The following is a 21,448-nucleotide window of genomic DNA, read 5'->3' on the forward strand; positions in this document are numbered from 1 at the left end:
CAGTTTCATGCGGCTTCGCGCTCGGGCTGTTCCTGCGGCTCGGCCTTGGCAGGGGCCGGAAGCGCAATCACCGCGCCGGGGCCGGTCGGTTCCGGCTCGCGGTCGGGGCGCGCCGCGAGCACCTTGGCATGAGCCGCGACGGTGCCGACGCCGCCGCGCGCCGTATAGGTAGCGGGCGGGAACGCCATCCATTTCGGCACCCAACCCTCGACCTTGGGCCGCCCGTTCGCACCCTCCAGATGGTCGCGGACGATGCGCTTCAAGACCTTGCCCGGTTCCTTCGCATTGGCGGCGGCGACAGGTTCGCCCGCCACCTCGGCGACGATGCGGGTCAGCACCTCCTTGTCGCGGACACACTCGAAAAAGGCGTCGTCGGCCTGCCAGTAGCGGGCCATATCGACGCCGATCTCGCCGCCGACCGCCTCGATGGCGGCGCTGCCGCTGGCGAGCGTTTCGCCCATGACGATGACGATCACGTCCATTACGGCGCGGTCGGGCACGTCGAGCAAGCGCAGGAACACGCCGACCAGTCCGAAGTCGTCGCCGTTGCCGCCTGTGACGGTCGGTTCCTCGGGCGAGAAGCCGAGAAGGTCCAATACGGCGCGGCGCTTCGCGTCGAAGTCGGTTTCCGCGCGGCAAGTTTCGACGCTTTCGCGCACATCGTCGTTGCGCGCGGTCTGCGGCTCGGGCTTGACCGTCCACAGTGGCGACCCGACGATGACATGGGCGACCATCAAGCGCAGCGCGACCTTGGGATGACGGGTCAGCGAGGCGCGGACAGCGGCATGACGGTGCAGGTTGATATAGGTCTGCATCGTGCTCGTCACTTCGGGGCGCGGCACTTTGGGGCCGGTTTCGATTGCCTCGCCGCGTTCGAGCCGCTTGGCCTCCTTGCTCGTCACATAGCCTTCGTGGACCTCGACCTCGCCGCTTTCGCGCACATCTATATACACGCGCCCGCCCTTGCGCTTGGGTGCCTTGGCGAACTCATAGCGGTAGAAATATTCGCCGGGCGGGACGATCACCACGTCGAACCATCCGGCATCCAGATAGTCCTCCTTGCGCGCGTCGATTACGGCGTTCTGCGCGGTCCAGAACGCGTCGGCATCTGCAAAATAGCGGTCTTCGCCGAACAGATCGGCGACGATCGCAAGGCCGCTCGCATCGACGTCGAACAGGGCATGTTCGACCTTGATCGACTGCCCGCCGAACAGCCATGCCTTCAATTGCTGGCCGGTCGGGCAATAGGCGTCGTCATCGTCGTAGAGCGCCAGCCATGCCTTCTGCTGCTGCTTGCTCGCCAGCGTCAGATGCCGGACGGTCGCCGCGTTGATCTTCTCCTTGCGGTAAAGATCGCGGATGCGCGGAAGCAGGTTGCCGAGCGCTAGGATACGCTTCACGCCAAGCTCGGGAATGCCGAACGTCGCGGAGATATCCGCAATGTCGCGGCCCTCCTTGACCAGCCGTGCGAAGGTTTCCCATCGCGTCACCTCGTCGGGATCGAGCCGGGTGTTCTCGAGAAGCGATGCCTCGATGGCGTCGGCGTCGTCCCCGGCGTCGAGGATGGCGACGGGAAGCGGGCCGTGGTCGATGCCCTCGACAAGCGCGATGGCGTTCGCCGTCCAGCGCCGCCGCCCGGCGACGATTTCGTGGACGCCATTATCGTTGCCCGCCTGCGGGCGCACGATCAGCGGCACGATGACACCGCGCTTGCGGATCGAGGGCAGAATGTCGCCCACGTCCGGGGGCTTGGGTCCGTGCCGCATGTTCACCTTGGACGGAACCAGCTTGCTATGGTCGATAAAGTCGAGTTTCATTGGTCTGCTCCTTCTGGAGCGCCGGTCCCGTTTGTCTTGCTGGATGGGCGGGACCGGCACTCAATGCGGCGAAACGCGCCGCGCGTCATCCGGCCCCTCGATCATCAAGAGGCGGCGGAAGCTCGTTGCCGTTCCGGCTATCGGTGATGCGGCGAAGTTCGGCTTCGGCCAGAACGATTGCACCCATGCGCCGCGCGGTATCGGACCATAGCGAAAGCGGGGCCAGCGGCTCGAAATGCTCGTCGCGCTCGATGAACAGGCCGAAGGGCAAGCGGACGCCCGCAATCTCGGTAAGCGAGAACACGCCCATTTCCGGGCATCCGAACCCCAAGTCGGCGAGGCCGAACAGCGTGTCTCCATCGTCGTAAAGCTCGGTGGCGATCCACGTCGCCGCGCCGACCGGATTGAAGAATTTGACCACCGGGAACGGGTCGAACCGTTCGTCGCGCTGCTCGTGGAGGCGGCTGGCGCGCGCATTCGCGCGCAGCGCCGAAAGGATCGCATGGGGGAGCGTAATCATGCCGCTTCCCTCCCTTCGTCCTGCGTCTCGGCGTAGCGGGCAAGCAGCCAATCGGCGGCCTTGCTCGCCTGACTGGCCGCGCGAAAGATCGCGCGATTGTCCTCGCGCAGCACGTCGAGCCATGATGCCAGATAATCGGCGTGACGAACGGTCGGCACGATGCCGAGCGCGGCGCAAAGGAAGGCCGATCCCATCTCGGCGATCAATTCTTCGCGCGCATAGTCCTTGCTGCCGAACGCATTGCGCAGATTGCGATTGAGGCGCGACGGGTGGCCGCTGGCATGACAGAGTTCGTGCAGCGCCGTCCGGTAGAAATTGATCTGTTCGTGGAAGGCCGGTTGCGGGGGCACCTGCACATAGTCGGCGCTCGGGACATAGTAGGCCTTGTCCCCACCGATGCGGAAATCGACGCCCGATGCCGCAATGACCGCTTCGGCGATCGGCACGACTTGGCGTTCGGGAAGCGGTGCGGGGTCGGTGGCAAGGCCGGGGCGCAAGCCTTCGCACTGTGCGACGTTGAACACGGTGAAGCGTTTGAGGAACGGCACCGCGCGGGCTTCGCCGCCGGTCTGGCGCGCGCGTTCCTTCTCGGCTTCGGGGGTGAAGCGGTCGGCATAGACAACCCTTGTCCCGCGCTCGCCTTTCCTGACATTGCCGCCCGCCTCCAAGGCTTGGCGGAAGGTCAGCCACGATTGCGACGGATAGCCGTTCTCGATCACTGCTCCCCACAGGATCAGGACATTGACGCCGCTGTAATTGCGGCTGGTGAGCCCGTTGCGCGGGAGGCCGGGGGCGGCGGAGAAGCCTTGACCATTGGGGCGGCCCCAAGGCTGGACCCAAGGGAAGCGGCCCGCCTCAAGTTCGGAAACAATGCGGCCCGTCACCTCGTCGTAAAGATTGGCGCGCTCCGCCGGGGGCTGGCGTTTGCTGCCCTCTGCGCGCGCGCGTTGGCTGCCGGTCTGGTGCATGGCTATCCTCCAATGCCGCCCCAAAAACCCCAGGGCCTCCCCCGGAGCGGGGGTGGGCGGCGAATTGCGACCTGCCGGGCGCGGCCAGGAGGCGGTCCGCACCCGCAGGGCCGAAATGCAATGGAGGAGCCGGACCCGAGCGCAGTCGAAGGCCGGCTTGCGGGACGCCGGGCCGGGCCCAGAAGGGAGCGCCGCCCACCCGCGCGACGAGGGGAAGGCCCAACGAAAAATGCCGCCGCGCCGGTCAGGCGCGGCGACGACAGGCCGGAGCAAGGCTCCGGCATCCCGCCAGTCCGATCGTCACCTTTGGCCGGGACGCGCGAAGCGTGGCCCGGTGGAGCTTGGCGAACGGATGTGAGCCTAGCGGAATAGAGCGGCGGTCGCGCCGCAGGCGCGAGGCGCCTGAAAACCCGGATGCGTCAGGTCAGACCCTGCCGTCTTGAAGCACTCTCGTCGTGGTCGCCATGCGCGCGGTGACACGAGGAGCGAGCACTCGGCCCACTGGCCCCAACAGATCAACCGTGCAGCGGGGATCCGTTCGAACCGGTGCAAGCGGTCATCGCGGGCAACAGGCTCATCATGGCGGCACCGGCGATGATGATCGCGCCGACCGCCGCGGCGATGCCGGTCGCGGTCGGCCCCGCACCGCCGAGCTGCATCAGGCTGGAGACGACACTGCCGCCGGCGATCCCGGCGGGCACGGCGAAGAGAAGCGCGATCGCTCCGCGAAGCGGAACGGGCAACCGCGACGCGATGAGCATGCGTCCGATCAGCAAGACCGCGACGCCGACGACGAGGCCGAGAAGCAGACCGAGCAACGGCCCCAGTTCGCCACCCCCCGCCCACAGAAATGCGGCCGCACCGAGCCCGACCGGGAGTGCGAAGACGGCGAGCCGGAACATCGCCCAGGCGAAGAGGACGATGCCGGTGGCGGACAGGATCAGACCGAGCAACATCACGACCAACTCCATAGGCTCGGAACATAGCAGAAACACGATTCGGCATGAAGCCCCGATCGGCTCGCACTATGGGCGGTCTGGCGCGTTCTTCTCGGGCGACGTCGATCGCAGCGCGACGAACAGCGTGGCCGCACCGGCTTCGCTCCGGCCGGCAGGGGGCCGGTCGCCGATCGCGAAGAAGATGGCATTGACGGTACGCGGCGTTGCACTGGCGGCCGTGACAGCCGACCGGGAATTGACGGGCACTCCGGCGACGCTCGCGAGATAGGCGCGGGTCTCACCGGGCAGCGCGCGGCCGGTCCGCACGTGCTCGGCATAGCGTGCCGGTCCCGCGTTATAGGCTGCGAACAGTCCGGGATAACCGAAGCGGTCATACATCAGACGAAGATAGAGCGTCCCCGCCAATATGTTGTCGCGCGGGCTATGGGGATCACGTCCGAGCCCGAGCCGCGCGCGCATTTCGGACCAGGTGCCGGGCATGAGCTGCATCAGTCCCATCGCGCCGGCGTGGCTGGTAATCGGGCGCCCGTCCAGCACCGTGCGCCCGCCGCTCTCGGCGCGCATGACGCGCTCGATCCATTCTACCGGCACGCCGAAACGCGCCGAGGCTGCCTCGATATAGGGCCGCCAGTGAACGACCGACTGCGCGTCAGCCGGTGCCGCCGCCAGCAGCGCCAGGGCGGTGATGGCGACCCTCAGCCCAGCCACAGCAGTCGCACCTCGCCGATGACGTCGCCGCGCGATGTCGGTCCGAAATAACGCCCATCGAACGAATCCGGGCTGTCCATCAGCAGGAACAATGCGCCCGAACGCAACATCACGCAGCCATTCCACCACGGCATCGGACGGTCGCGGCCATCGGCTTCGCGGCGTTCGGCCACCGGGTGGCCGTTGACATAGATCTCCCGCCCGCGCGCACAGACGCGATCGCCGGGCGCGGCCGCGACGCGCTTGACCAGCGGGATATTGATCGGAATGTAGCGCCGCTCGGCGGCGAGCCGGCGCCAGCGGTCGGGCACCCGGACCAGCACCATGTCGCCCGATGCGATGTCCTGCCGTCCGCTGACGGCATAGAGACCGATCGGCGCGCTGGCCGATGCGTTCCAGACCAGCCACGGCGTTGGCGGCAGCGCGATCGTGGTCGCCAGCGCGGCCGCGCCGAGACCGATCAGCGCGGTGGGTTTAGCCGGCAGACGGGAGGGTAGCAGCCTAGCCATTGCCTCCCTCCCGCATGTTCGCGCGCGACCAGGCCTCGATATCGTCGATATGGTAGCGCCAGACGGTGCCATGCTTTCGGCACGGCGGGCCGCGCCGCTCCCGGCGCATCTTCTTGAGCGTGTCCCCCGCGAGACCGAGATGGAACGCGGCCTGCTTGGTTGTCAGAAACGGGCAATGCTCGCGTGCCCGCCGAGCGCGCTCCGCGGCCGACGACGCCGTGGCTCCACCGTCCACAGCGGATGAATCCGCCTCGATCCGTGTTCGCGCGCCGCCGCCTGCTTCGGGGTTTGGATCGTGTGTCATGAGTGCAGCGCCCGGTCCGACGAACCCGCGTTACCCGCCGATCAGGCCCGCACGCGCGGCTTCCTGTTCGGCGACATAGGCATCCAGCATGTCGGCCTGGCCGGGGAGCAGCGCGTCGATCGCAGGGAGGCCGTCGATATCGTCCCGGTGAAGCAGCACGGACGGGCACTGGCCTTCGACATTGCCGAGATTGGGGCGATGCTGGGCATAGCCGATGAGCGCGGCCAGATCGGGATCGAACGCTCGAGCGATGGCGGGCGGATAGACGAGATACTGATTCTCGAACGTCCGCAGCCATCCGAGGCAATAGGAGGTGATGACCGCGCGGCGCACATGATCGGACTGGTTAGCGCCGGCACCATGCAGGATCGATCCGAGGAACAGCAGCGCGGAGCCGGGTGGCATTTCGGCGGCGACCGGACGTGCATCGCCCGGTTGCGATGCCGCATCGTGATGGCTGCCCGGCCAGACCAGCGTCGCGCCACTCTCCAGCGTGAACGGATCGATCGGCCAGATGACGTTGATCTGATAGTGCATCCCGGTCTTGACGCCGCCCCAGAGATCCTGGTCGCGGTGCGGCACCTGCGCGAGCGCGCCGGGATGGATTTCGATCGCCTGGGTGAGGTTGAGAACGATACGATCGCACCATTCCCCGAGCACCGTTTCGGCGATACCGCGGATGATCGGGTGCAGCACAAGGCCGGCGATATGCCGTGAACGCCGCAACAACGCGCCAAAGCGCTTGGTGCGGGCTCCGTAGAATCCGCCTTCGCAAAAGGGCGTGGCGACGAAGCGCGGTGCGAGTTCGGCTTCGAGCGCGGTGATTAGCTCGGTCGGCACGGCGTTATCGACAATGACATAACCGTCGGCGAGCAGCATCGCGGCGAGGCGGGCGGGGTCGTGCATCGCCATTCCCTTCACGCGGCTCTTGCCGCCGCATCGGGAGTGATCGCACCCGGTACATAGATGCCGTTCGACGCCAGCAGCGCAGGCGTACCGGCGCAGATCTCGATGCGGAACGCTCCAAGGAACGCGCCATCGATGCGGCGCGCGGGGCCGAGCGGCGCTGCGCGCCAGCCCATCGCCAAAACCTCCTCGCGAAAAGCAGCGGTCACGACGCCGGTTAGCATGGTGATTCCGCTGCCGAGCGCATGATCGACCATCGCCGAGATGAGCCGGTTGCGGACACGCAGGCGTCCGGGGGCGCCCAATCGTTGCGGCAGGCAAAGTCGCGTAATCTCGCGAACCTGCTCCCCCCGGGGCGCATCGCACTCGCAGAGCGACGCGAAACGATCGGCGAGAAGATGTGCGCCCTCTGTCGATAGCAGCCGCATCGACCCCTGGTGAATGCAGCCATCGTCGGTGGCGATCAGATAGACCGCCTTGTCGCCGTCATAGCTGTCGATTTCATAGCGGCCGCCGACGACCGGAACATCCCAGCCCAGCAGATCGACGAACAGGGTCTTGCGGTCCTCGAACATCGAGGCGGCGCGCGCATCGGTAAGCGAGCACCCTTTGACAATATGGATCATGGCAGTAGCTCCCGTTCAAATTGAACAGTCGCGAAGGGAGCAGAGATGAAGGGCTCAAACAGTCGTCAATATTGAGGATGCGGCGATCCCGCTCAGAACCGCGGGACGATCTCCTCGATGCAGACGATTCCGCAGGCGAGCGCGATCGCCGGGAGCTGCGCGCGGGAATAGATTCCGAAATGTTCGCGCAGGTCACGCATGTAGGTGCGCACTGTCGTCGGGGCGATGTTCATCATGATCCCGATCTCGACGTCGCTCTTGCCCATCGCCGCCAAGCGAAAGCATTCGAGCCGCTTTGGGCTGAGATGGGGTAATTTCAGCGGGCGCGCCGGAAAGCCGTGCAAGCGCCGCGCCTCGGTAAACGCCTCGCTCGCCATCAGCGTCGCGATCCGGCAGATATGCGATGGCGGCAATTGCCCGTCGCGCGTTGCGAACGTACAGCATCCGGGCGGCTCGCCGGCGACGCCAATCGGAACGGTGAGGCCGTTGCGCAGGCCATGACGCGCGGCTTCGCGCACGATGCGCGCCTGTCGCCGCGTGAAGCCGCCCAGCAGTCGCTCCATTTCGTGCCAGCAGAACGCCCGGCTTGTCGAGCGCGCCGCGAGCAAGGCGGGATCGTCGCGGTAATAGCCTTCGGCGACGAAAACGTCGCCCCAGCTCTGGAAATTGTCCATGCGGAAATATCGCCCACCGGGCTGAAAGAAGGCCATGCTCTGGACGATCGCGAGCCATGGGAGGCCGAGCTGGCGTGCGGCGGCCTCGCTGCAACTGAACAGCTCGCGATCACTGTTCGCGCGCCTGGCCTGCTTAATATAGGCATCGAGGTCGCGAAACGGCACCGAGGGGCACTCCTTTCGACGCGCGCGTTGCGGGCGCGTCTATCGGGCGCGTGGTTCCAGCCCACGCGCGTGCAGCCCCCGATGATTTACTTGGTCTTGCTCGGCCGCCCCGTCGGCTTGTGCGGATGGCGCCGGAGCGTCACCGCCGGGCGCGCCAGTATCGCGCCGATTTCCAGTTCGTCGTCCGAAACGATCGAGATCGATATCCGGCCGGACAAGAGATAGACGGCATTAACGCCGAGTGCCTTCGCGAGCCGCTCCATTGCTTTCAGCGTCGGGCTCGACCGGCCATTTTCGATCGCACTCAGATAAGAGCTGCTCGTGCCCGCATCATGGGCGAGCGCTTCTTGCGTGATGCGCATCGCAAGCCGCAATTTCCTGAGATTCAAACTGAAGGACTTCGACGCATCCATAAGGGCGTAAGTTCACGCCCTGCGACCATTACTCCACACTGGATACAGGTTGGAGTTATTATCTATATTATTACGTTTTTACAAATATTTAAATGAGATTCCCGAACAACGCGCACTCAACTCTGATGCGGATTCTCAGGCGCGCCAAAAGACCGCATTCGGACGGTCGAATCGGTCGATGACCGAAGCCCTCACGCCAGGACATTGGCCGTGGACGCCGCAGTGGAAATCCCATCGGCGTCGTCACATCCGGGGCGAGCATTGATTTCAAGCGCCGAGCGAATCACGATGCGAACAACGTCCCGTGGACACGTCCGCAATCGCCGTTCCGGCGTGGCGTACAGGAATCATCGGATAGTTTGACGTGCCTGTGTGTCGTTGTCTCCTTTGATTTGAATGCAGCGCAGCGAAGCGGAGCGTCGCATTGGTTCATAGTTATGAAATCACCGTTCGTGTCGGGCCGCTGGCCGCCCACCATGCCAACCGACTACTCGCAACAGTCGGTTCTGGCGGTAATCCCGCAGCGGTCCGGTTTGCTCCAGCCCCGCCGAATTGTACTCGGATCTTCATGATGCAGCGGGATCGGTCCGGGGATCGGTAGTGACGAGCCCGAAAAACGTGGCGCCGGCATTGCCTGGAGGATATTGTCGATCTCCCGATAGACGCCTCGCGCTGCCATATGAGGATGGCGCGCCGCTTCGTCCGGATCAAGCACGGGGGCAAAGCAGGCATCGCTGCCTTCCAGCAGTGTGCGCCATTCTTCCCGTGTCCGCATGGCGAATATCTCGCTAAAACGCTGCTTGAGCTCGGGCCAGGCATCACGATCATAGCCGTCGTCAAAACTGCTATCGCCGGCCAACCCCAGCTTTTTGCAAAGCAGCGCATAGAACTTGGGCTCGAGTGATCCGACTGAGATGAAATTCCCGTCGGCGCACCGATAGGTCGAGTACCAGTGAGGGCCGTCAAGGATGCTGCAGCCGCGTATGCTGGCAACCTGGCCGGCGGCCTTCAGGCTCAGGAGCAAGTTCATCATGTGAGCGCTCCCATCGACGATCGCGGCGTCAACCACTTGCCCATTCCCGGTATCCCGCGCGTGCATTGCCGCTGCGAGGACGCCGATGGCCAAATAGAGCGCTCCACCCCCAATATCGCCTACCAGGCTTGGCGGCGCCATTGGCGGTTCACCGGGATGCCCAGCATACCAAAGGGCTCCTGACAGCGCGATATAGTTGATGTCATGGCCGGCCGCTTGGGCGAGAGGTCCCTGCTGCCCCCAACCCGTCATGCGACCGAATACAAGGCGGGGGTTACGCGCTAGGCAAACCTCGGGACCAAGGCCGAGCCTCTCCATCACCCCAGGCCGCATGCCTTCGATCAGTACATCGCCCCTTTGGACGAGATCCAGGACATGCGCGACGCCTTCGGGGGACTTCAGATCCAAGGCAATTACACGTTTCCCGCGGTTCACAATGGCGCCGCTGCCAAGATCGATATTTTCGGAGTTAGGGCTTACGCGTTCAATGACGACGACATCGGCGCCAAGGTCGGCCAACAGCATTCCGCAAAACGGCGCCGGGCCGATGCCCGCAATTTCGAGTATTTTGAGGCCTGCAAGCGGACCAGTTTTCGTCATTCAGGCATACCTGCGTCTGAGACCTTGGCGCTTTGATCCAGGCCGTTTCGCCGCTCCAGATTTCGAGACGGGTTGCAGTCGTGCTGGGCGGCAGTGTCGAAAGTAAGATTGGCAAAATGACCTTGATTCGCCTAATTCATTCTCTGGAGCAATTATTCCTGTGGGGCATGTCCATGCTCGATTCTCGCCTCAAGCATGCCGTCGCGGTTGGTCAGCTTCGTTCCTTCTCCAGGGCAGCGGATGCGGTTGGTGTCACGCAGTCGGCGGTGACCAAGAGTGTCGCTGAACTCGAACGGCATCTTGGCTATTCCCTTTTCCATCGGACCTCACGGGGCGCGATGCCGACAGAGGAGGGACGCGAATTTATTGATCGCGCAGCGCGCTTGCTTGCCGACGCAGCTGAACTACTCGGAGATACAGCCCGCCGCGCCGACGCCTATGCGGGCCCGCTTCGAATCGGACTGTTCCCAGGGTCAATCGACTGGTTGCTCACCCAACCTCTGGTTTCTTTGCTGCGGCGCCATCCGGCAGTGCGCGTCGAAGTCGTTTCGGGCAACAGCGAAAGGGGCGTGCGACTCCTGTCGCGCGGCGATATCGATGTCGCCTTTGGACTTGAAGCGGCCTTTGCACGCTGGCCGGAATTCAAGTGCGAGCGGGTCGCCTCGATCGAAATACTGCCTTTTGTGCGGAACAATCATCCCATTCTGGGGATAAACCCGACCAGCAAGGAGCCGCTGGTCCAGTTCGAATTCGTAGTGCCCTCATCTTCCGAACCCTACACATCGATCATTCAGCAGATGTACGAAAAAAGCGGTAAGCGTCCCGCTGACTGGATCCACATGACAGACTATTTTCAATTGGTTCGACGGATCGTTGCCACATCCGATGCTATCGGGATGGTTGCAAAACAGTTCACCGAGAACTCATGGTTTCGCGCCAATTTCGTGGCCTTGGAGGGAATCGGTTTATTCGATCCATTGACGCTTTGTTATGCTGTGCGTAGCCGCTGGCAGGTAAAACCGGCTGGCCGTGCGCTCGTCAGCCTTGTTCGTCAGGCATGGCGCACCGCATCATCGGATTAACGGCAAGGGGGCGGGGTGCGATCGGAAATCCGCTGCATCCGTCGCGATCAGCTAGAGCATTTCGCGCAGAAGTGGGAACCGGCTTTCCGGCAGGAAATGCTCTAGCAAATTGATCTTGGGCATTTTCCGAGTTGGCGGGTGATTCCACTCGCCTCGAAAATGGCCTAGAAGCTAATCGCCACTTCTCCGCCGATGACGCGCCCCCTGTTTAGCGGTGAAAGGCTTGCACCCGTGCCCCCGAAGGCCGCCGGCAAAGGTGTATCGCCGCCAATCGTCACCTCATTCAGGAGGTTTCGGCCATAGATGGAGAAGCGCCAGTGCTTGTTGTCGGTCGCCAATGTGAGGCTCGCATCGAGCATATCGGCGCCCTGAAGGAAGCCGACGTTGTTGTCGGTGAATGCCGCCTTGTCGCGATGCGTGAAGCTGACACGCGCCGTTGCTGTCCCCAATTCGCCAAGCTGCTGATCATAAGTCAGCCCCACGCCATAGGTCCATGGCGACAGCCTTGGCAATTTGAGCGCACGATCCACATCGTTGATGACGCCATCACCGCTGAGGTCGAACTGGACGTTGCGATACTGGCCATTCACGTAGCCGAGCTGACCCGAAATCACGAGGTTGGACAAAAGAAAAAACTGCCCCTCGGCCTCGACGCCTTTGATTGTGGCGTCGGCGGTGTTCCGTATGACCTGGCTGACGCCAAGCGGTCCGGGCAGGTTGATCTCGCGCTGCAGGTCCTTCATGCGATTGTAGAAGGCCGCCAGGTTGATCCGGTGGCGCCCGAATTGCTTCTTGGCGCCGAGTTCGAAACTGTCCTGGGTCTCTTGATTGAATGGCCCCGGCGGCACAGCGGGATCGGTGTTGCGCAAATTATATCCGCCGCTGCGGAACCCGCGCGTGTAAAGGCCATAAATCTGCGTGTCGTCATCCGGCTTCCACTGAAGGCCGATTTTCGGCGTAAACCCTCGCCATTTTGCCGCGTCGGCGAAATTGGTTGCACAGATCAGCGTGTCTAGATTGCAACCATTTGCGCGTAAGGCCGAGACCCGAACGGCTTTGCGTTCCCAACTATACCGCGCGCCGAGATTCAAGGTCAGCGTATCGGTGAAATGCCAGTCGGTCGAAGCAAAAATGCCCCATGTTGTCTGGTCTTGCGTACCCCCACCGGAAACGATCCGAGCACCGCCCAAAAGATTCCGCAGCTCGGCGTAACGAAGATCCTGGGAAAAATAGTATAGACCGGTTGTCAATTCGACGTCACCGAACCTTCCGGCATAACGAAGTTCGTCGCTGAGTTGATCCTGGTCGATTTCGAAAAAGGCATGAAAGAAGGACTGTGGTGTTCCATCGATATCAGCGCCCGCGGAGGATCGGAATTTCCGATAGCCAGCGATGTTGGTGAAGACGCCTTCGCCCAGACCGACATCGATGTTGGTTTCCACGATCGCCTGGTCCCATTTGGCATCATAGAAACCTGGGAAATTGATCGAAAACCTGAAGCTGTCGCGGGGAAACAGCGCGTGACTCTGGACAGGGGCTCCATCGCTTTCGACATCGCCATGCTCATAGCGGAGATCCATTCGGAAGCGGTCGCCACCCTTGAGCGAAAGTGCCGGGCGAATGATAAGGTCATGTGATTTACCGAAGCTGCGATTGTCGAAGCGGTTGCGAAACCAGCCATTGTCGTCGCTGTAGTAGACGGCCAATTTGGCAGCCAAAACGTCATCGACGATAGGTCCGGTAACCGTGCCGCTTACGGTCTTTTTCAGTCCCGTTTCAATGGATAGCTTGGCTTTGGCTCCAAAATCGAAGCTGGGCCGCGTGGTCCGCACAACCACGGCACCGCCGGTAACGTTGCGACCGAAAAGCAAGCCTTGCGGTCCACGCAGAACTTCGATCCCCTCAAGGTCGAAGTTGTCCAGCACGACACCAGCGTTGATGCCGAGGTAAATACCGTCAGTGAAAACGCCTACGGTGGGGTCGATCGATGGGATCGTGCTGTTGATGCCGAGGCCCCGGATAGTGAAATTGGCATAGCCCGGTGCCGTACCCACATCCTCGAGCTGGACGTTGGGAACGTCGTAGCTCAGACTTTGAAGATTCTGGACGAACTTGGCATCCAGCTGCGCTTCACCAAAAGCCGTGACCGCCATCGGTACTTTCTGCACGCTTTCGCCATAGCCCTTTTTGGTGGCGGTAACGACAATGTCCTCAGCCAGCGCTTCCGTGGCGCTCCCGGTTTGGTCGTTCGCCTGGGGCGTTGCTTCCTGGGCAAATGCTGTTCCCGAGCACAACAACGCGGCAGAAGCCAATAGACATCCTCTCATGGCTGATCCTCTCTTCCCAGGAGATATTGTGTAGTTCATGCCGTTTGGCGGCATTTGAGGGCCGTCGTCCAATTCAATTCGCTGCAGAACTATTCCTGCTGCTCATCGATATCTGGCGGCAGCACGACGCCATCGGCAGCCCGACGGCCGCTCAAAAATATCATGGTAATTCATCGGGTTGATTACGCTCTCAGCGCCCGTTCTACCGCCTCAAGGCTGTCATTCAGCCCGAGCGGGTGCTCGGCATCCGTGAAGTCGACAATTCTACCCCAGTGCCGGGCGACATCATCGAGCGTGAACGCCCTGTCCGCTCCGAAGGCGTGCCCAAGCGCGCGCTCCCACCTAAGCTTGGCGATATAGCCGGCTCCAACTTCAAAAAGCCCTTTGGTTTCGCTGCAATTCTCGTGCGCAAGCCAACCGACCAATGGACTGATCGCTTCCGCTCTGAGATTGGCGAGAAACTCTTGTGGAAAGGCAGTCGCGGTCATACGCGATGCGGCGATTGGGGCGATCGTATTAACCTGGATGTTTCTGGACCGCCCCTCCTCCGCCAGCGCGTTCGCAAGCCCCAATATTCCGAGCTTGGCTGCGGCATAGTTGGCCTGACCGAAGTTGCCGTAGATTGCGGCTGCAGACGTGGTCATGACGATGCGGCCATAGCCCTTGTCGCGCAGTATCGGCCATGCTGCCTGCGTCACTGCCCGCGTCCCATTCAGATGGACCCGCTGAAGCAGTGTCCAGTCTTCGTCGGTCATTTTGTGGAAGCTCACATCGCGCAGGATGCCGGCATTGTTGATGACGACGTCAACGGTTCCGAAGTTGTCAACCGCGGCTTGGATGATCAGCGCGCCCTCCTCGACCGACGCATAATTTGCCACCGCCTGACCGCCCGTGGCTCGAATTTCGTCGACCACATTGTCAGCGGCTGTGGAGCAGCTGCCGCTCCCTTTCTCGTCGCCACCCAGATCATTCACCACCACCTTGGCTCCGCGCCCGCCAAACATCAGCGCGTACTGGCGCCCAAGTCCGCCTCCGGCTCCGGTCACAACCACTACCCTGCCATCGAAACGAAGCTCTTCGTCCATCGCTTGTCTGCCTCTTTTACCTGAGCGACGCATCTGCGCATTTGATCCTGTGCGAGTCAGGCACGCGGCTCCATTTCCGTCGACGCTGTCGTTTTCGTCTGAGCCTTACCGAAAGGCTTGAATGCCGGTCAGGGCGCGCGAAACAACAAGCTTTTGAATCTCCGTCGTGCCATCGGGGATGGGGCAAATGATCGCCTCACGCACCAGCCGCTCAACGATGAATTCGCGGGTGACGCCGTTGCCGCCATGGATCTGAAGCGCATCGCGCGTCGCTTCGATCGCCATTTCGGTGGCGTACCACTTGGCCATCGAGCATTCCGTCTCTGCGCGCGTGCCCGCCTGGACGAGGGATATTGCCCGGTGCGTCAACAGACGGGCTGCGTCGATCTTGGTCGCCATGATGGCGATCTTGTCGGCGATCAGCTGATGGCCGGCGATCTTCTTGCCATGCTGCGCGCGATCGCGAGCGTACGCGATCGCCTCATCCATTGCTCGCCGTGCGATGCCGATACTCCACATCGCCATATGGCAGCGGGCAATCTCGAACACTTGCAACGTATTGCGCAATCCATCGCCGACCCGGCCGATCGTGTTTGCCACCGGTACGCGGCAATCGGACAGGAATATCTGTGCAGTCGATTGGCCGTTGAGCGCCATCTTCTGGATATCGCGCACCTCATACTCACTCTCGTCACGATCGACCAGGATGTGAGTGACTTCATTTTCGCCAGTCTTGCACGTACAGATGAAGATGTCCGAGTAGGCTCCGTTGGTGATCCAGGTCTTTTCGCCATTGATGACCCAGAAATCGCCGTCTCGTACGGCGCGTGTCTTGATGGCGGCGACGTCCGAGCCGACATCGGGCTCCGAGATGCCGAGCGAAACGAACTTCTCGGCCGCGACGAGGTCGGCAAGATAGCGTTGCTTGATCGTCTCCGGGGCGAAGCGGCGGATGAGTTCTGCGCCAACCGCGTTGATGAAGCCGGGTATGGCCACATCGAGCGAGGAATAGGCGATCTCCTCGAAAATGAGCAGATGAGTGAGCCATCCCATATCAAGCCCGCCCCATTGCTCCTGATGCGGTGCGGTAATATGGCCATAGCCGGTCAGTGCTTGAGTCCATTCCTTCATGAGCGGTTTGGGGATGAATCGCTCCCCATGCCGGCGGATTTCCGGCTCAAGCTTGTTGTCGAGAAAGCGGCGGACGGTTTCCACCGCCATGCGTTGTTCATCGGACAGCTCAAAGTTCATATCGTGACCCCGTGTTTCCCTAGGCGCGCTCTGACAACTACCGGCCCAGGATCGTGACGGCGACCACCGCCTCTTCCACCCCGATGACACCTCCGCCGTTCTGCGCGATCGCGAACCGGGCATTCGGAACCTGTCGATCTTCCGCCTCGCCGCGCAATTGCAGCGCAAGCTCGTAGATTTGGCCGAGCCCGGTGGCGCCGATCGGATGTCCCTTGCATTCAAGCCCGCCCGACGTGTTTACCGGAATACGCCCACCCAGCGCCGTCTCACCGCGCTCTGCCGCGAGTCCGCCCTCGCCAGGCGGCGTCAGGCCGAGCGCCTCGATTTCAATGATCTCGCCAACCGCCGTGGCGTCATGCACCTCCGCGACGCCAATATCTTCTGGCCCCACGCCGGCCATCGCATAGGCCCGGTTCGCCGCAAGGCGGCTGACATGGTGGTCATAATCAAAGGGATCGCGCGCGGCGCCGGTTTGCAGCACAGACGCCAGGATTCTTAGCGCCCTGTCCGGGGCTGCCGACAGTTTGCGCCGACCGGCTTCGCTGCAGATGATCGCAGCGGCGGCGCCGTCGCTGATCGGGGAGCACATCGGCAGTGTGAACGGGTAAACGATCGGAGGCGCAGCGAGTACACTTTCGACGGTATATGGGAGGCGATACTGGGCAAGCAGATTGCGCGTCGAATGCATGTGATTTTTCGCCGAGACGGCCGCGATTTGCGCTTGCGTCGAGCCGTAGGTCTTCATGTGCGCGCGTGCCATCGCGGCGTATACATCCATGAAAACGCTGTAAGGCTGACTCGATGTCGTTCCTTCCGGAACATCGACGCCATTGCCCATGGCCAGCAGCTGCGCGCGGCCCGACTCGGTTTCATGCACGTCCCAAGCGCCATCGAATGCACTGAACATGAGCGCCTTGTCGGGCGAGTACATCTTCTCCGCGCCGAGCGCGAGTACGACATCCGCTGCCCCCGATCGAACATAGGCGGCGGCCATGTGCAAGGCCGTGGAAGCCGTCGCACATGCGTTTTCGACATTCACCACGGGAACGCTTGAGATGCCCATCGCTCGCGCCACGATTTCGCCGCGGATCATGTCCTGGCCCTCCATATGCCCCTGGACGCAATTGCCGAAGAAGATGGCTTCGACATCGCCGGCGGTGCATCCTGCGTCGGAAAAGGCCTGCGACGAAGCTTCGGCGCAGAGCATTTTCAGGCTCTTGTCGAACTGTTTTCCGAACGGGGTCATCCCAACCCCCATGACGAATATGTCGGTCATTCGTTGATCCATTCTTCCAATGTGTTCCGCATCCGATCAGGTCTCACCGGTCGGAAAAATCGGGCTTCCGCTTCTCCCGGAATGCCGCCAGTCCTTCGACAATGTCGTTGGACAAGGCGTAAGCAGCCATGGTTTCGAGTTCCTGACGCAGCCCGACTTCGAGCGAGCTATCCTGCGCAGCGCGGACTAGCTGCTTCATGTAGGCGAGCCCTGGCCGGCTCTTTTCTGCAAGAGATTCTACCAGCGCTTGCGCTGCCGCAATGAGATCCTCGGGAGCAACCAGTTGGGTCACGAGTCCGGCTTCCTTCATCTCGGCAGCCGAGATGGTCCCGCCGGTCATCATCAGATGTTTCGCACGCGCTTCGCCGATCTTCCTAGGGAGTCGAACCGACCCTCCACCGCCGGGCAACAGGCCGTAATTTGCATGGGCGTCGCCAAATCTGGCCGGGTGCGCGGCAATGACGAGATCACAGCACAACACCAGTTCCAAGCCGCCGGCGAGCGTAAGGCCGTTGACCGCCGCAATTATCGGAAGGCGCGACGTCTCGATCCTGTTAAAAGCCTGACCGAGCGGCGGCAGAAACAGATTTAAGCGTTCGGCGAGAGTTTGTCCGCCTGTTCCATCGCCAATTGCGAGCAGATCCGCGCCAGCGCAAAACGCCCGTCCGGCGCCGGTAAGAATGCAAGCGCGCACCGTCGCATCTGCTTCCGCTGCCTCGATCGCTGCGGCGAGTTCCTCGGCCAAAGCCAACGACAGACTGTTCAACGCTGCCGGCCGGTTGAGGGTCACCCAAAGCGCTGGGCCGCGTTGCTCAACCAGGATGTATTCATAGTCCATTGCAGTCTCCCGCGCGCCGGCAGGCGGTCACCGGAATAGAGGATGTGGCTAGGATGGCTGCGTCGGTCATGCCCCCGAAATGCGCCGGTCCTGGCCCGCCCAATAGGGCTCTCGAAGCTTTGAACGAAGCACCTTTCCGACATTGCTCAACGGCAGTGGCTCGGCGGTAAAAACGACCTTGCTTGGCTTTTTTGCGGAGCCCAGACGCTGGCGCACCAAATCTATTATCTCGGTCTCCGTGATTTGTGCTCCGGGCTTGACACGCACCATTGCAAGCGGCGTTTCACCCCATTTTTCATGGGGCACGCCAAAGACCGCGACCTCGAGTACACCGGGATGGTCGGCAATTACGTTTTCGATTTCGGTGGGATAGATATTGAAGCCGCCTGACACGATCATGTCGTTGTTGCGATCGAGCAGATACAAAAATCCGTTTGTGTCGATCATGCCGACATCGCCGGTTTTGACCCAGCCATCTTCCATGCGCCGGGCGGTTTCCTCCGGATCGTTCCAGAATTCCTCCATCTGGCCATTTTCGAACCGTGCGACGATCTCGCCGGGCTCGTTTGGTCCCAGCACCTTTCCGTCCTCGTTACGGATTTCGATATCGGCGCCACTCATGGGACGTCCGACCGCCCGAATTGGGGCAGAACCTTCAAATTCGCCGAACCACTCGTTGGGCCCCATAGACGCGATGGGCAGGATTTCGGTCTGTCCATAGCCCGAATGAAGAACATGATTCCCGAATATCTGGCACGACTTGCGAAGCGTCGGCTCGGAGATCGGCGCTGAAGCACTCAGCAGAAACTTCAAATTCGGAAAGTGGCGGCCATATGCCCCGTCGTGATGCACTATGGCATTGAGCATGGTGGGGGCTACAAAGGCATGGCTGATCCGTTCCTGCTCGAGAGTGTCAAGAAAGGACGCTGGATCGAAGCCGTCCATCATCACGTTGCGGGCGCCGCAATACCAGGCCGGCACGAACAGGAAGCCCGATGCATGGGACAACGGGCCGACATGCAGAATGGCATCCCCTGGGGCCACTTGGGGGCCGATGCTGAAAAATGCGGCGGAGATCGTCATCCATGAACGGTGCCGATAGGCAACGCCCTTGGGTTTGCCCGTCGTGCCGCCGGTGTGGCGGATGACACAATAGTCCTCCGGCGCGACGACGGGATCAGGATCCCGGTCCGAGGCTGTCGCCAACCAATTCTCATAGTTGTGATCGCGGATAATGATCCGCTCAAGCGTCGGAGCTTGGGCATCCAGCCCCGCCAACTCCGAAGCCAATGCCTCATCGACCAGCGCCAACCGAGATCCGGTACTCGCGATCATATGGGCGTGCGCTTCACATCGGTTGCGCGCATAGAGAGGAACACGCGTATAGTTTCCAATGGCAGCCGCCAGTATGATGTCGGCGGCCTCGATGGAGTTCTTCTCCAGCGTAGCAATCCGGTCACCCGGTTGAAGGCCGCACTCCGCAAGAGCATTTGCGAGCTTCACGCCGCGCAACCAGGCTTCCGAGAAAGTCAACCGCCTGTGGCCGTGAACGAGAGCCTCTTGCTGGGCGAAATAACGTGCGGCGCGACGTATTTGCGTACGGACGTCCATCAGCCGCGCTCCTCTAAGGCGCTCGCCCACAATGGCGCAGTCGACACATAATAAACTGACATGCGATAGGCCTCTCCGGACTTCTTTTCGTAAGCATCTGTGTCTGCAGCATTGATCCAATCGTCCAATTCAATATTCTGCGATGCTATTCTTGCTGCTCATATTATCGTGCCGGATCATGTCGGCGGCTTTCTCGCCGATCATGATGCAGGTTGCATTGGTGTTGCCGTTGACGACTGATGGCATGATCGAGGCATCGGCCACGCGGATATTTGCGAGGCCGTGAACGCGCAGGCGGTTGTCGACCACCGCCATCTCGTCGGTGCCCATCTTGCATGTTCCCACCGGATGATAAGCATGATTGGCTTCTGCCCGGATATAGGCGTCGATCTCTTCATCAGTTTCAAGGTAGCGGTCAGGATAGAGAGGCCGTTTCATCATCGCCTTCATGCGATCCGAATGCAGGATCTCCTGCACGACACGGAAGGCATTGCGCAACGTCTTGAGGTCGTCGGGATGACTCAAGAGATTGAGGTCCATCTTGGGATCGGATTCGGGGTTTGAGTCATGTAAGGCAACCCAGCCGCGGCTCTTTGGGCGCCCAATATTGAGAATGATCGTATAGCCCCATTTCGTCATCAGCTTGTAGTCGCGCGCATGGTCGCGATAGGCGAGCGGCACGACATGGACCTGGCAGTCCGCCCGGTTCTGCCCCGGCGCGGATCGCAAGAAACCGCCTGCAGCCGTGGGCGGCGATGCCAGCCAGCTTTTCCTTTGCGTGAGATACTGGAATAGGTCTCGCACGGTCTTGAGCGCGCCAACGACATTGAGTGCGATCCCGAGCCGCTTCTTCGACTGGTAGATCAGCATCAGGTCAGGATGGTCGTGAAGATTCTGGCCGACACCGGGAATATCATGAATCACTTCGATTCCATGCTTCTCCAACTCATCACGCGGTCCGATACCGGAAAGCATCAACAGTTGGGGCGAATTATAGGCGCCGCCGCTGACAATGACTTCCTTTTCGCACGGGATCGTCTTCAACTGCCCGTCCTGGGAATACTCGACTGCCACCGCGCGGTTGCCCTCAAACCTGATACGATGGACGCGGGCATGTACTTCGACGCGGAGGTTGCCGCGCCTGCCCATCACCGGATCAAGGTAACACGCCTTCACGCTGGCGCGCTTCCCGTCCTTCACGGTAAACTGATAGATGCCGACACCTTCCTGGCTGGCACCATTGAAGTCCGGATTGGCTTGATGGTCCAGTCCAGTCGCCGCCTCGATGAAAGCATCATAGACATCGAATTCGCGCTTGCCGTTGGATACGTGAAGCGGTCCCGACGAGCCGTGAAACTCATCCTCACCGCGCTCATTATTCTCAGCCTTGCGGAAATAGGACAGGACATCGTTGTAACCCCAGCCGTCGTTGCCGAGTTCGGCCCAGTGGTCGAAATCCGACCGGTCGCCGCGGATATAGACCATCCCGTTCATACCGCTCGATCCACCCAGCATCTTCCCGCGCGGATTGTAGAGGCGGCGGTCGTTGAGCGCCTTTGAAGGGTCGGTGTTGAACCGCCAGTTGAGCGTATTGATCCGATAGTCTTGGATCAGCGCCGCAAAAGCGCCGGGCGTGGACACAAGCGGCGAGGTGCCTGGGCCGCCTGCCTCGAGCAGGCAAACGGTGACATCGGGGTCCTCGGACAACCGGCTGGCGATAACGCCGCCCGACGACCCACCTCCAATAATTACATAGTCAGCCATTTGCTTCCCTTG

Annotated in this window: 20 protein-coding genes; 1 reads left to right on the forward strand and 19 read right to left on the reverse strand. The window is 61.7% G+C overall.

From position 1 onward, the window contains the following. Window positions 1-5 precede the first annotated feature (5 nt). The 12 genes from QOL68_RS18450 to QOL68_RS18505 form a co-directional block, all read right to left on the reverse strand. The gene (locus QOL68_RS18450; protein WP_017499953.1) at window positions 6-1,817 is read right to left on the reverse strand and encodes a ParB/RepB/Spo0J family partition protein; all 1,812 of its coding nucleotides are present in this window, start codon (window positions 1,815-1,817) and stop codon (window positions 6-8) included. Between the two features lie 85 nt (window positions 1,818-1,902). Then, window positions 1,903-2,337, reverse strand: a complete 435-nt coding sequence (locus QOL68_RS18455; RefSeq protein WP_017499954.1) for a DUF2958 domain-containing protein — start codon at window positions 2,335-2,337, stop codon at window positions 1,903-1,905. After that, window positions 2,334-3,305 carry an ArdC family protein gene (locus tag QOL68_RS18460; RefSeq protein ID WP_017499955.1) on the reverse strand — a complete coding sequence of 324 codons (972 nt, stop codon included), beginning with the start codon at window positions 3,303-3,305 and terminating at the stop codon, window positions 2,334-2,336. Before QOL68_RS18460 ends, QOL68_RS18455 begins: the two co-directional genes overlap by 4 nt. 515 nt (window positions 3,306-3,820) lie before the next feature. Continuing rightward, window positions 3,821-4,264 carry a hypothetical protein gene (locus QOL68_RS18465; RefSeq protein ID WP_136175471.1) on the reverse strand — a complete coding sequence of 148 codons (444 nt, stop codon included), beginning with the start codon at window positions 4,262-4,264 and terminating at the stop codon, window positions 3,821-3,823. A gap of 66 nt (window positions 4,265-4,330) precedes the next feature. Further along, window positions 4,331-4,972: a lytic transglycosylase domain-containing protein gene (locus QOL68_RS18470; protein ID WP_017499957.1), complete on the reverse strand. Its 642-nt coding sequence runs from the start codon at window positions 4,970-4,972 to the stop codon at window positions 4,331-4,333. Next, complete coding sequence (locus QOL68_RS18475; RefSeq protein ID WP_017499958.1) at window positions 4,960-5,481, reverse strand: S26 family signal peptidase; 522 nt, start codon at window positions 5,479-5,481, stop codon at window positions 4,960-4,962. The genes QOL68_RS18470 and QOL68_RS18475 overlap by 13 nt, the downstream gene beginning before the upstream one ends. Beyond that, entirely contained in the window at window positions 5,474-5,785 is a 312-nt protein-coding gene (locus QOL68_RS18480; protein ID WP_081095412.1) for a helix-turn-helix domain-containing protein, read from the reverse strand. Before QOL68_RS18480 ends, QOL68_RS18475 begins: the two co-directional genes overlap by 8 nt. 30 nt (window positions 5,786-5,815) lie before the next feature. Further along, a complete protein-coding gene (locus QOL68_RS18485) occupies window positions 5,816-6,697 on the reverse strand; it encodes a phytanoyl-CoA dioxygenase family protein (RefSeq protein WP_017499960.1) in 882 nt (293 codons plus the stop codon). 5 nt (window positions 6,698-6,702) lie between these two features. Then, window positions 6,703-7,317, reverse strand: a complete 615-nt coding sequence (locus QOL68_RS18490) for an acyl-homoserine-lactone synthase (RefSeq protein ID WP_017499961.1) — start codon at window positions 7,315-7,317, stop codon at window positions 6,703-6,705. Between the two features lie 92 nt (window positions 7,318-7,409). Continuing rightward, window positions 7,410-8,156 (reverse strand): LuxR family transcriptional regulator, encoded by a 747-nt coding sequence (locus QOL68_RS18495; protein ID WP_017499962.1) that lies wholly within the window; start codon window positions 8,154-8,156, stop codon window positions 7,410-7,412. A gap of 86 nt (window positions 8,157-8,242) precedes the next feature. Continuing rightward, window positions 8,243-8,569: a helix-turn-helix domain-containing protein gene (locus QOL68_RS18500; protein ID WP_017499963.1), complete on the reverse strand. Its 327-nt coding sequence runs from the start codon at window positions 8,567-8,569 to the stop codon at window positions 8,243-8,245. Window positions 8,570-9,056: 487 nt separating this feature from the next. After that, entirely contained in the window at window positions 9,057-10,202 is a 1,146-nt protein-coding gene (locus QOL68_RS18505) for a CaiB/BaiF CoA transferase family protein (protein ID WP_026108913.1), read from the reverse strand. A gap of 80 nt (window positions 10,203-10,282) precedes the next feature. Between QOL68_RS18505 and QOL68_RS18510 the strand changes: the two genes are divergently transcribed. After that, on the forward strand, window positions 10,283-11,284 hold the full coding sequence (locus tag QOL68_RS18510; protein WP_017499965.1) for a LysR family transcriptional regulator: 1,002 nt from the start codon (window positions 10,283-10,285) through the stop codon (window positions 11,282-11,284). A gap of 164 nt (window positions 11,285-11,448) precedes the next feature. On the opposite strand, the gene QOL68_RS18515 is transcribed toward QOL68_RS18510, so the two are convergent. The 7 genes from QOL68_RS18515 to QOL68_RS18545 all read right to left on the reverse strand — a co-directional run bounded on the left by QOL68_RS18515 (window position 11,449) and on the right by QOL68_RS18545 (window position 21,436). Further along, window positions 11,449-13,596 (reverse strand): TonB-dependent receptor, encoded by a 2,148-nt coding sequence (locus QOL68_RS18515; protein WP_208598043.1) that lies wholly within the window; start codon window positions 13,594-13,596, stop codon window positions 11,449-11,451. Window positions 13,597-13,793: 197 nt separating this feature from the next. Beyond that, complete coding sequence (locus tag QOL68_RS18520; protein ID WP_011415065.1) at window positions 13,794-14,696, reverse strand: SDR family oxidoreductase; 903 nt, start codon at window positions 14,694-14,696, stop codon at window positions 13,794-13,796. 105 nt (window positions 14,697-14,801) lie between these two features. After that, window positions 14,802-15,947 carry an acyl-CoA dehydrogenase family protein gene (locus QOL68_RS18525; RefSeq protein WP_017499968.1) on the reverse strand — a complete coding sequence of 382 codons (1,146 nt, stop codon included), beginning with the start codon at window positions 15,945-15,947 and terminating at the stop codon, window positions 14,802-14,804. Between the two features lie 37 nt (window positions 15,948-15,984). Continuing rightward, window positions 15,985-17,223, reverse strand: coding sequence for a thiolase family protein (locus tag QOL68_RS18530; protein ID WP_011415063.1), 1,239 nt, complete (start codon window positions 17,221-17,223; stop codon window positions 15,985-15,987). A gap of 43 nt (window positions 17,224-17,266) precedes the next feature. Continuing rightward, on the reverse strand, window positions 17,267-18,061 hold the full coding sequence (locus tag QOL68_RS18535; protein WP_011415062.1) for an enoyl-CoA hydratase/isomerase family protein: 795 nt from the start codon (window positions 18,059-18,061) through the stop codon (window positions 17,267-17,269). A 66-nt stretch (window positions 18,062-18,127) separates the two neighbouring features. Beyond that, complete coding sequence (locus QOL68_RS18540) at window positions 18,128-19,672, reverse strand: class I adenylate-forming enzyme family protein (RefSeq protein ID WP_026108915.1); 1,545 nt, start codon at window positions 19,670-19,672, stop codon at window positions 18,128-18,130. Between the two features lie 129 nt (window positions 19,673-19,801). After that, entirely contained in the window at window positions 19,802-21,436 is a 1,635-nt protein-coding gene (locus tag QOL68_RS18545; protein ID WP_282950428.1) for a GMC family oxidoreductase, read from the reverse strand. Window positions 21,437-21,448: the final 12 nt, after the last annotated feature.

Origin of the sequence: Sphingopyxis sp. Geo25 (assembly GCF_949769135.1) — a bacterium.
Lineage (GTDB): Bacteria > Pseudomonadota > Alphaproteobacteria > Sphingomonadales > Sphingomonadaceae > Sphingopyxis.

Bases quoted from the DNA above. Each gene is read 5' to 3' on its own strand.
- QOL68_RS18450 (WP_017499953.1), bottom strand. From the start codon at position 1,817: ATGAAACTCGACTTTATCGACCATAGCAAGCTGGTTCCGTCCAAGGTG.
- QOL68_RS18540 (WP_026108915.1), bottom strand. From the start codon at position 19,672: ATGGACGTCCGTACGCAAATACGTCGCGCCGCACGTTATTTCGCCCAG.
- QOL68_RS18525 (WP_017499968.1), bottom strand. From the start codon at position 15,947: ATGAACTTTGAGCTGTCCGATGAACAACGCATGGCGGTGGAAACCGTC.
- QOL68_RS18455 (WP_017499954.1), bottom strand. From the start codon at position 2,337: ATGATTACGCTCCCCCATGCGATCCTTTCGGCGCTGCGCGCGAATGCG.
- QOL68_RS18475 (WP_017499958.1), bottom strand. From the start codon at position 5,481: ATGGCTAGGCTGCTACCCTCCCGTCTGCCGGCTAAACCCACCGCGCTG.
- QOL68_RS18505 (WP_026108913.1), bottom strand. From the start codon at position 10,202: ATGACGAAAACTGGTCCGCTTGCAGGCCTCAAAATACTCGAAATTGCG.
- QOL68_RS18520 (WP_011415065.1), bottom strand. From the start codon at position 14,696: ATGGACGAAGAGCTTCGTTTCGATGGCAGGGTAGTGGTTGTGACCGGA.
- QOL68_RS18490 (WP_017499961.1), bottom strand. From the start codon at position 7,317: ATGATCCATATTGTCAAAGGGTGCTCGCTTACCGATGCGCGCGCCGCC.
- QOL68_RS18460 (WP_017499955.1), bottom strand. From the start codon at position 3,305: ATGCACCAGACCGGCAGCCAACGCGCGCGCGCAGAGGGCAGCAAACGC.
- QOL68_RS18485 (WP_017499960.1), bottom strand. From the start codon at position 6,697: ATGGCGATGCACGACCCCGCCCGCCTCGCCGCGATGCTGCTCGCCGAC.
- QOL68_RS18480 (WP_081095412.1), bottom strand. From the start codon at position 5,785: ATGACACACGATCCAAACCCCGAAGCAGGCGGCGGCGCGCGAACACGG.
- QOL68_RS18535 (WP_011415062.1), bottom strand. From the start codon at position 18,061: ATGGACTATGAATACATCCTGGTTGAGCAACGCGGCCCAGCGCTTTGG.
- QOL68_RS18500 (WP_017499963.1), bottom strand. From the start codon at position 8,569: ATGGATGCGTCGAAGTCCTTCAGTTTGAATCTCAGGAAATTGCGGCTT.
- QOL68_RS18545 (WP_282950428.1), bottom strand. From the start codon at position 21,436: ATGGCTGACTATGTAATTATTGGAGGTGGGTCGTCGGGCGGCGTTATC.
- QOL68_RS18530 (WP_011415063.1), bottom strand. From the start codon at position 17,223: ATGACCGACATATTCGTCATGGGGGTTGGGATGACCCCGTTCGGAAAA.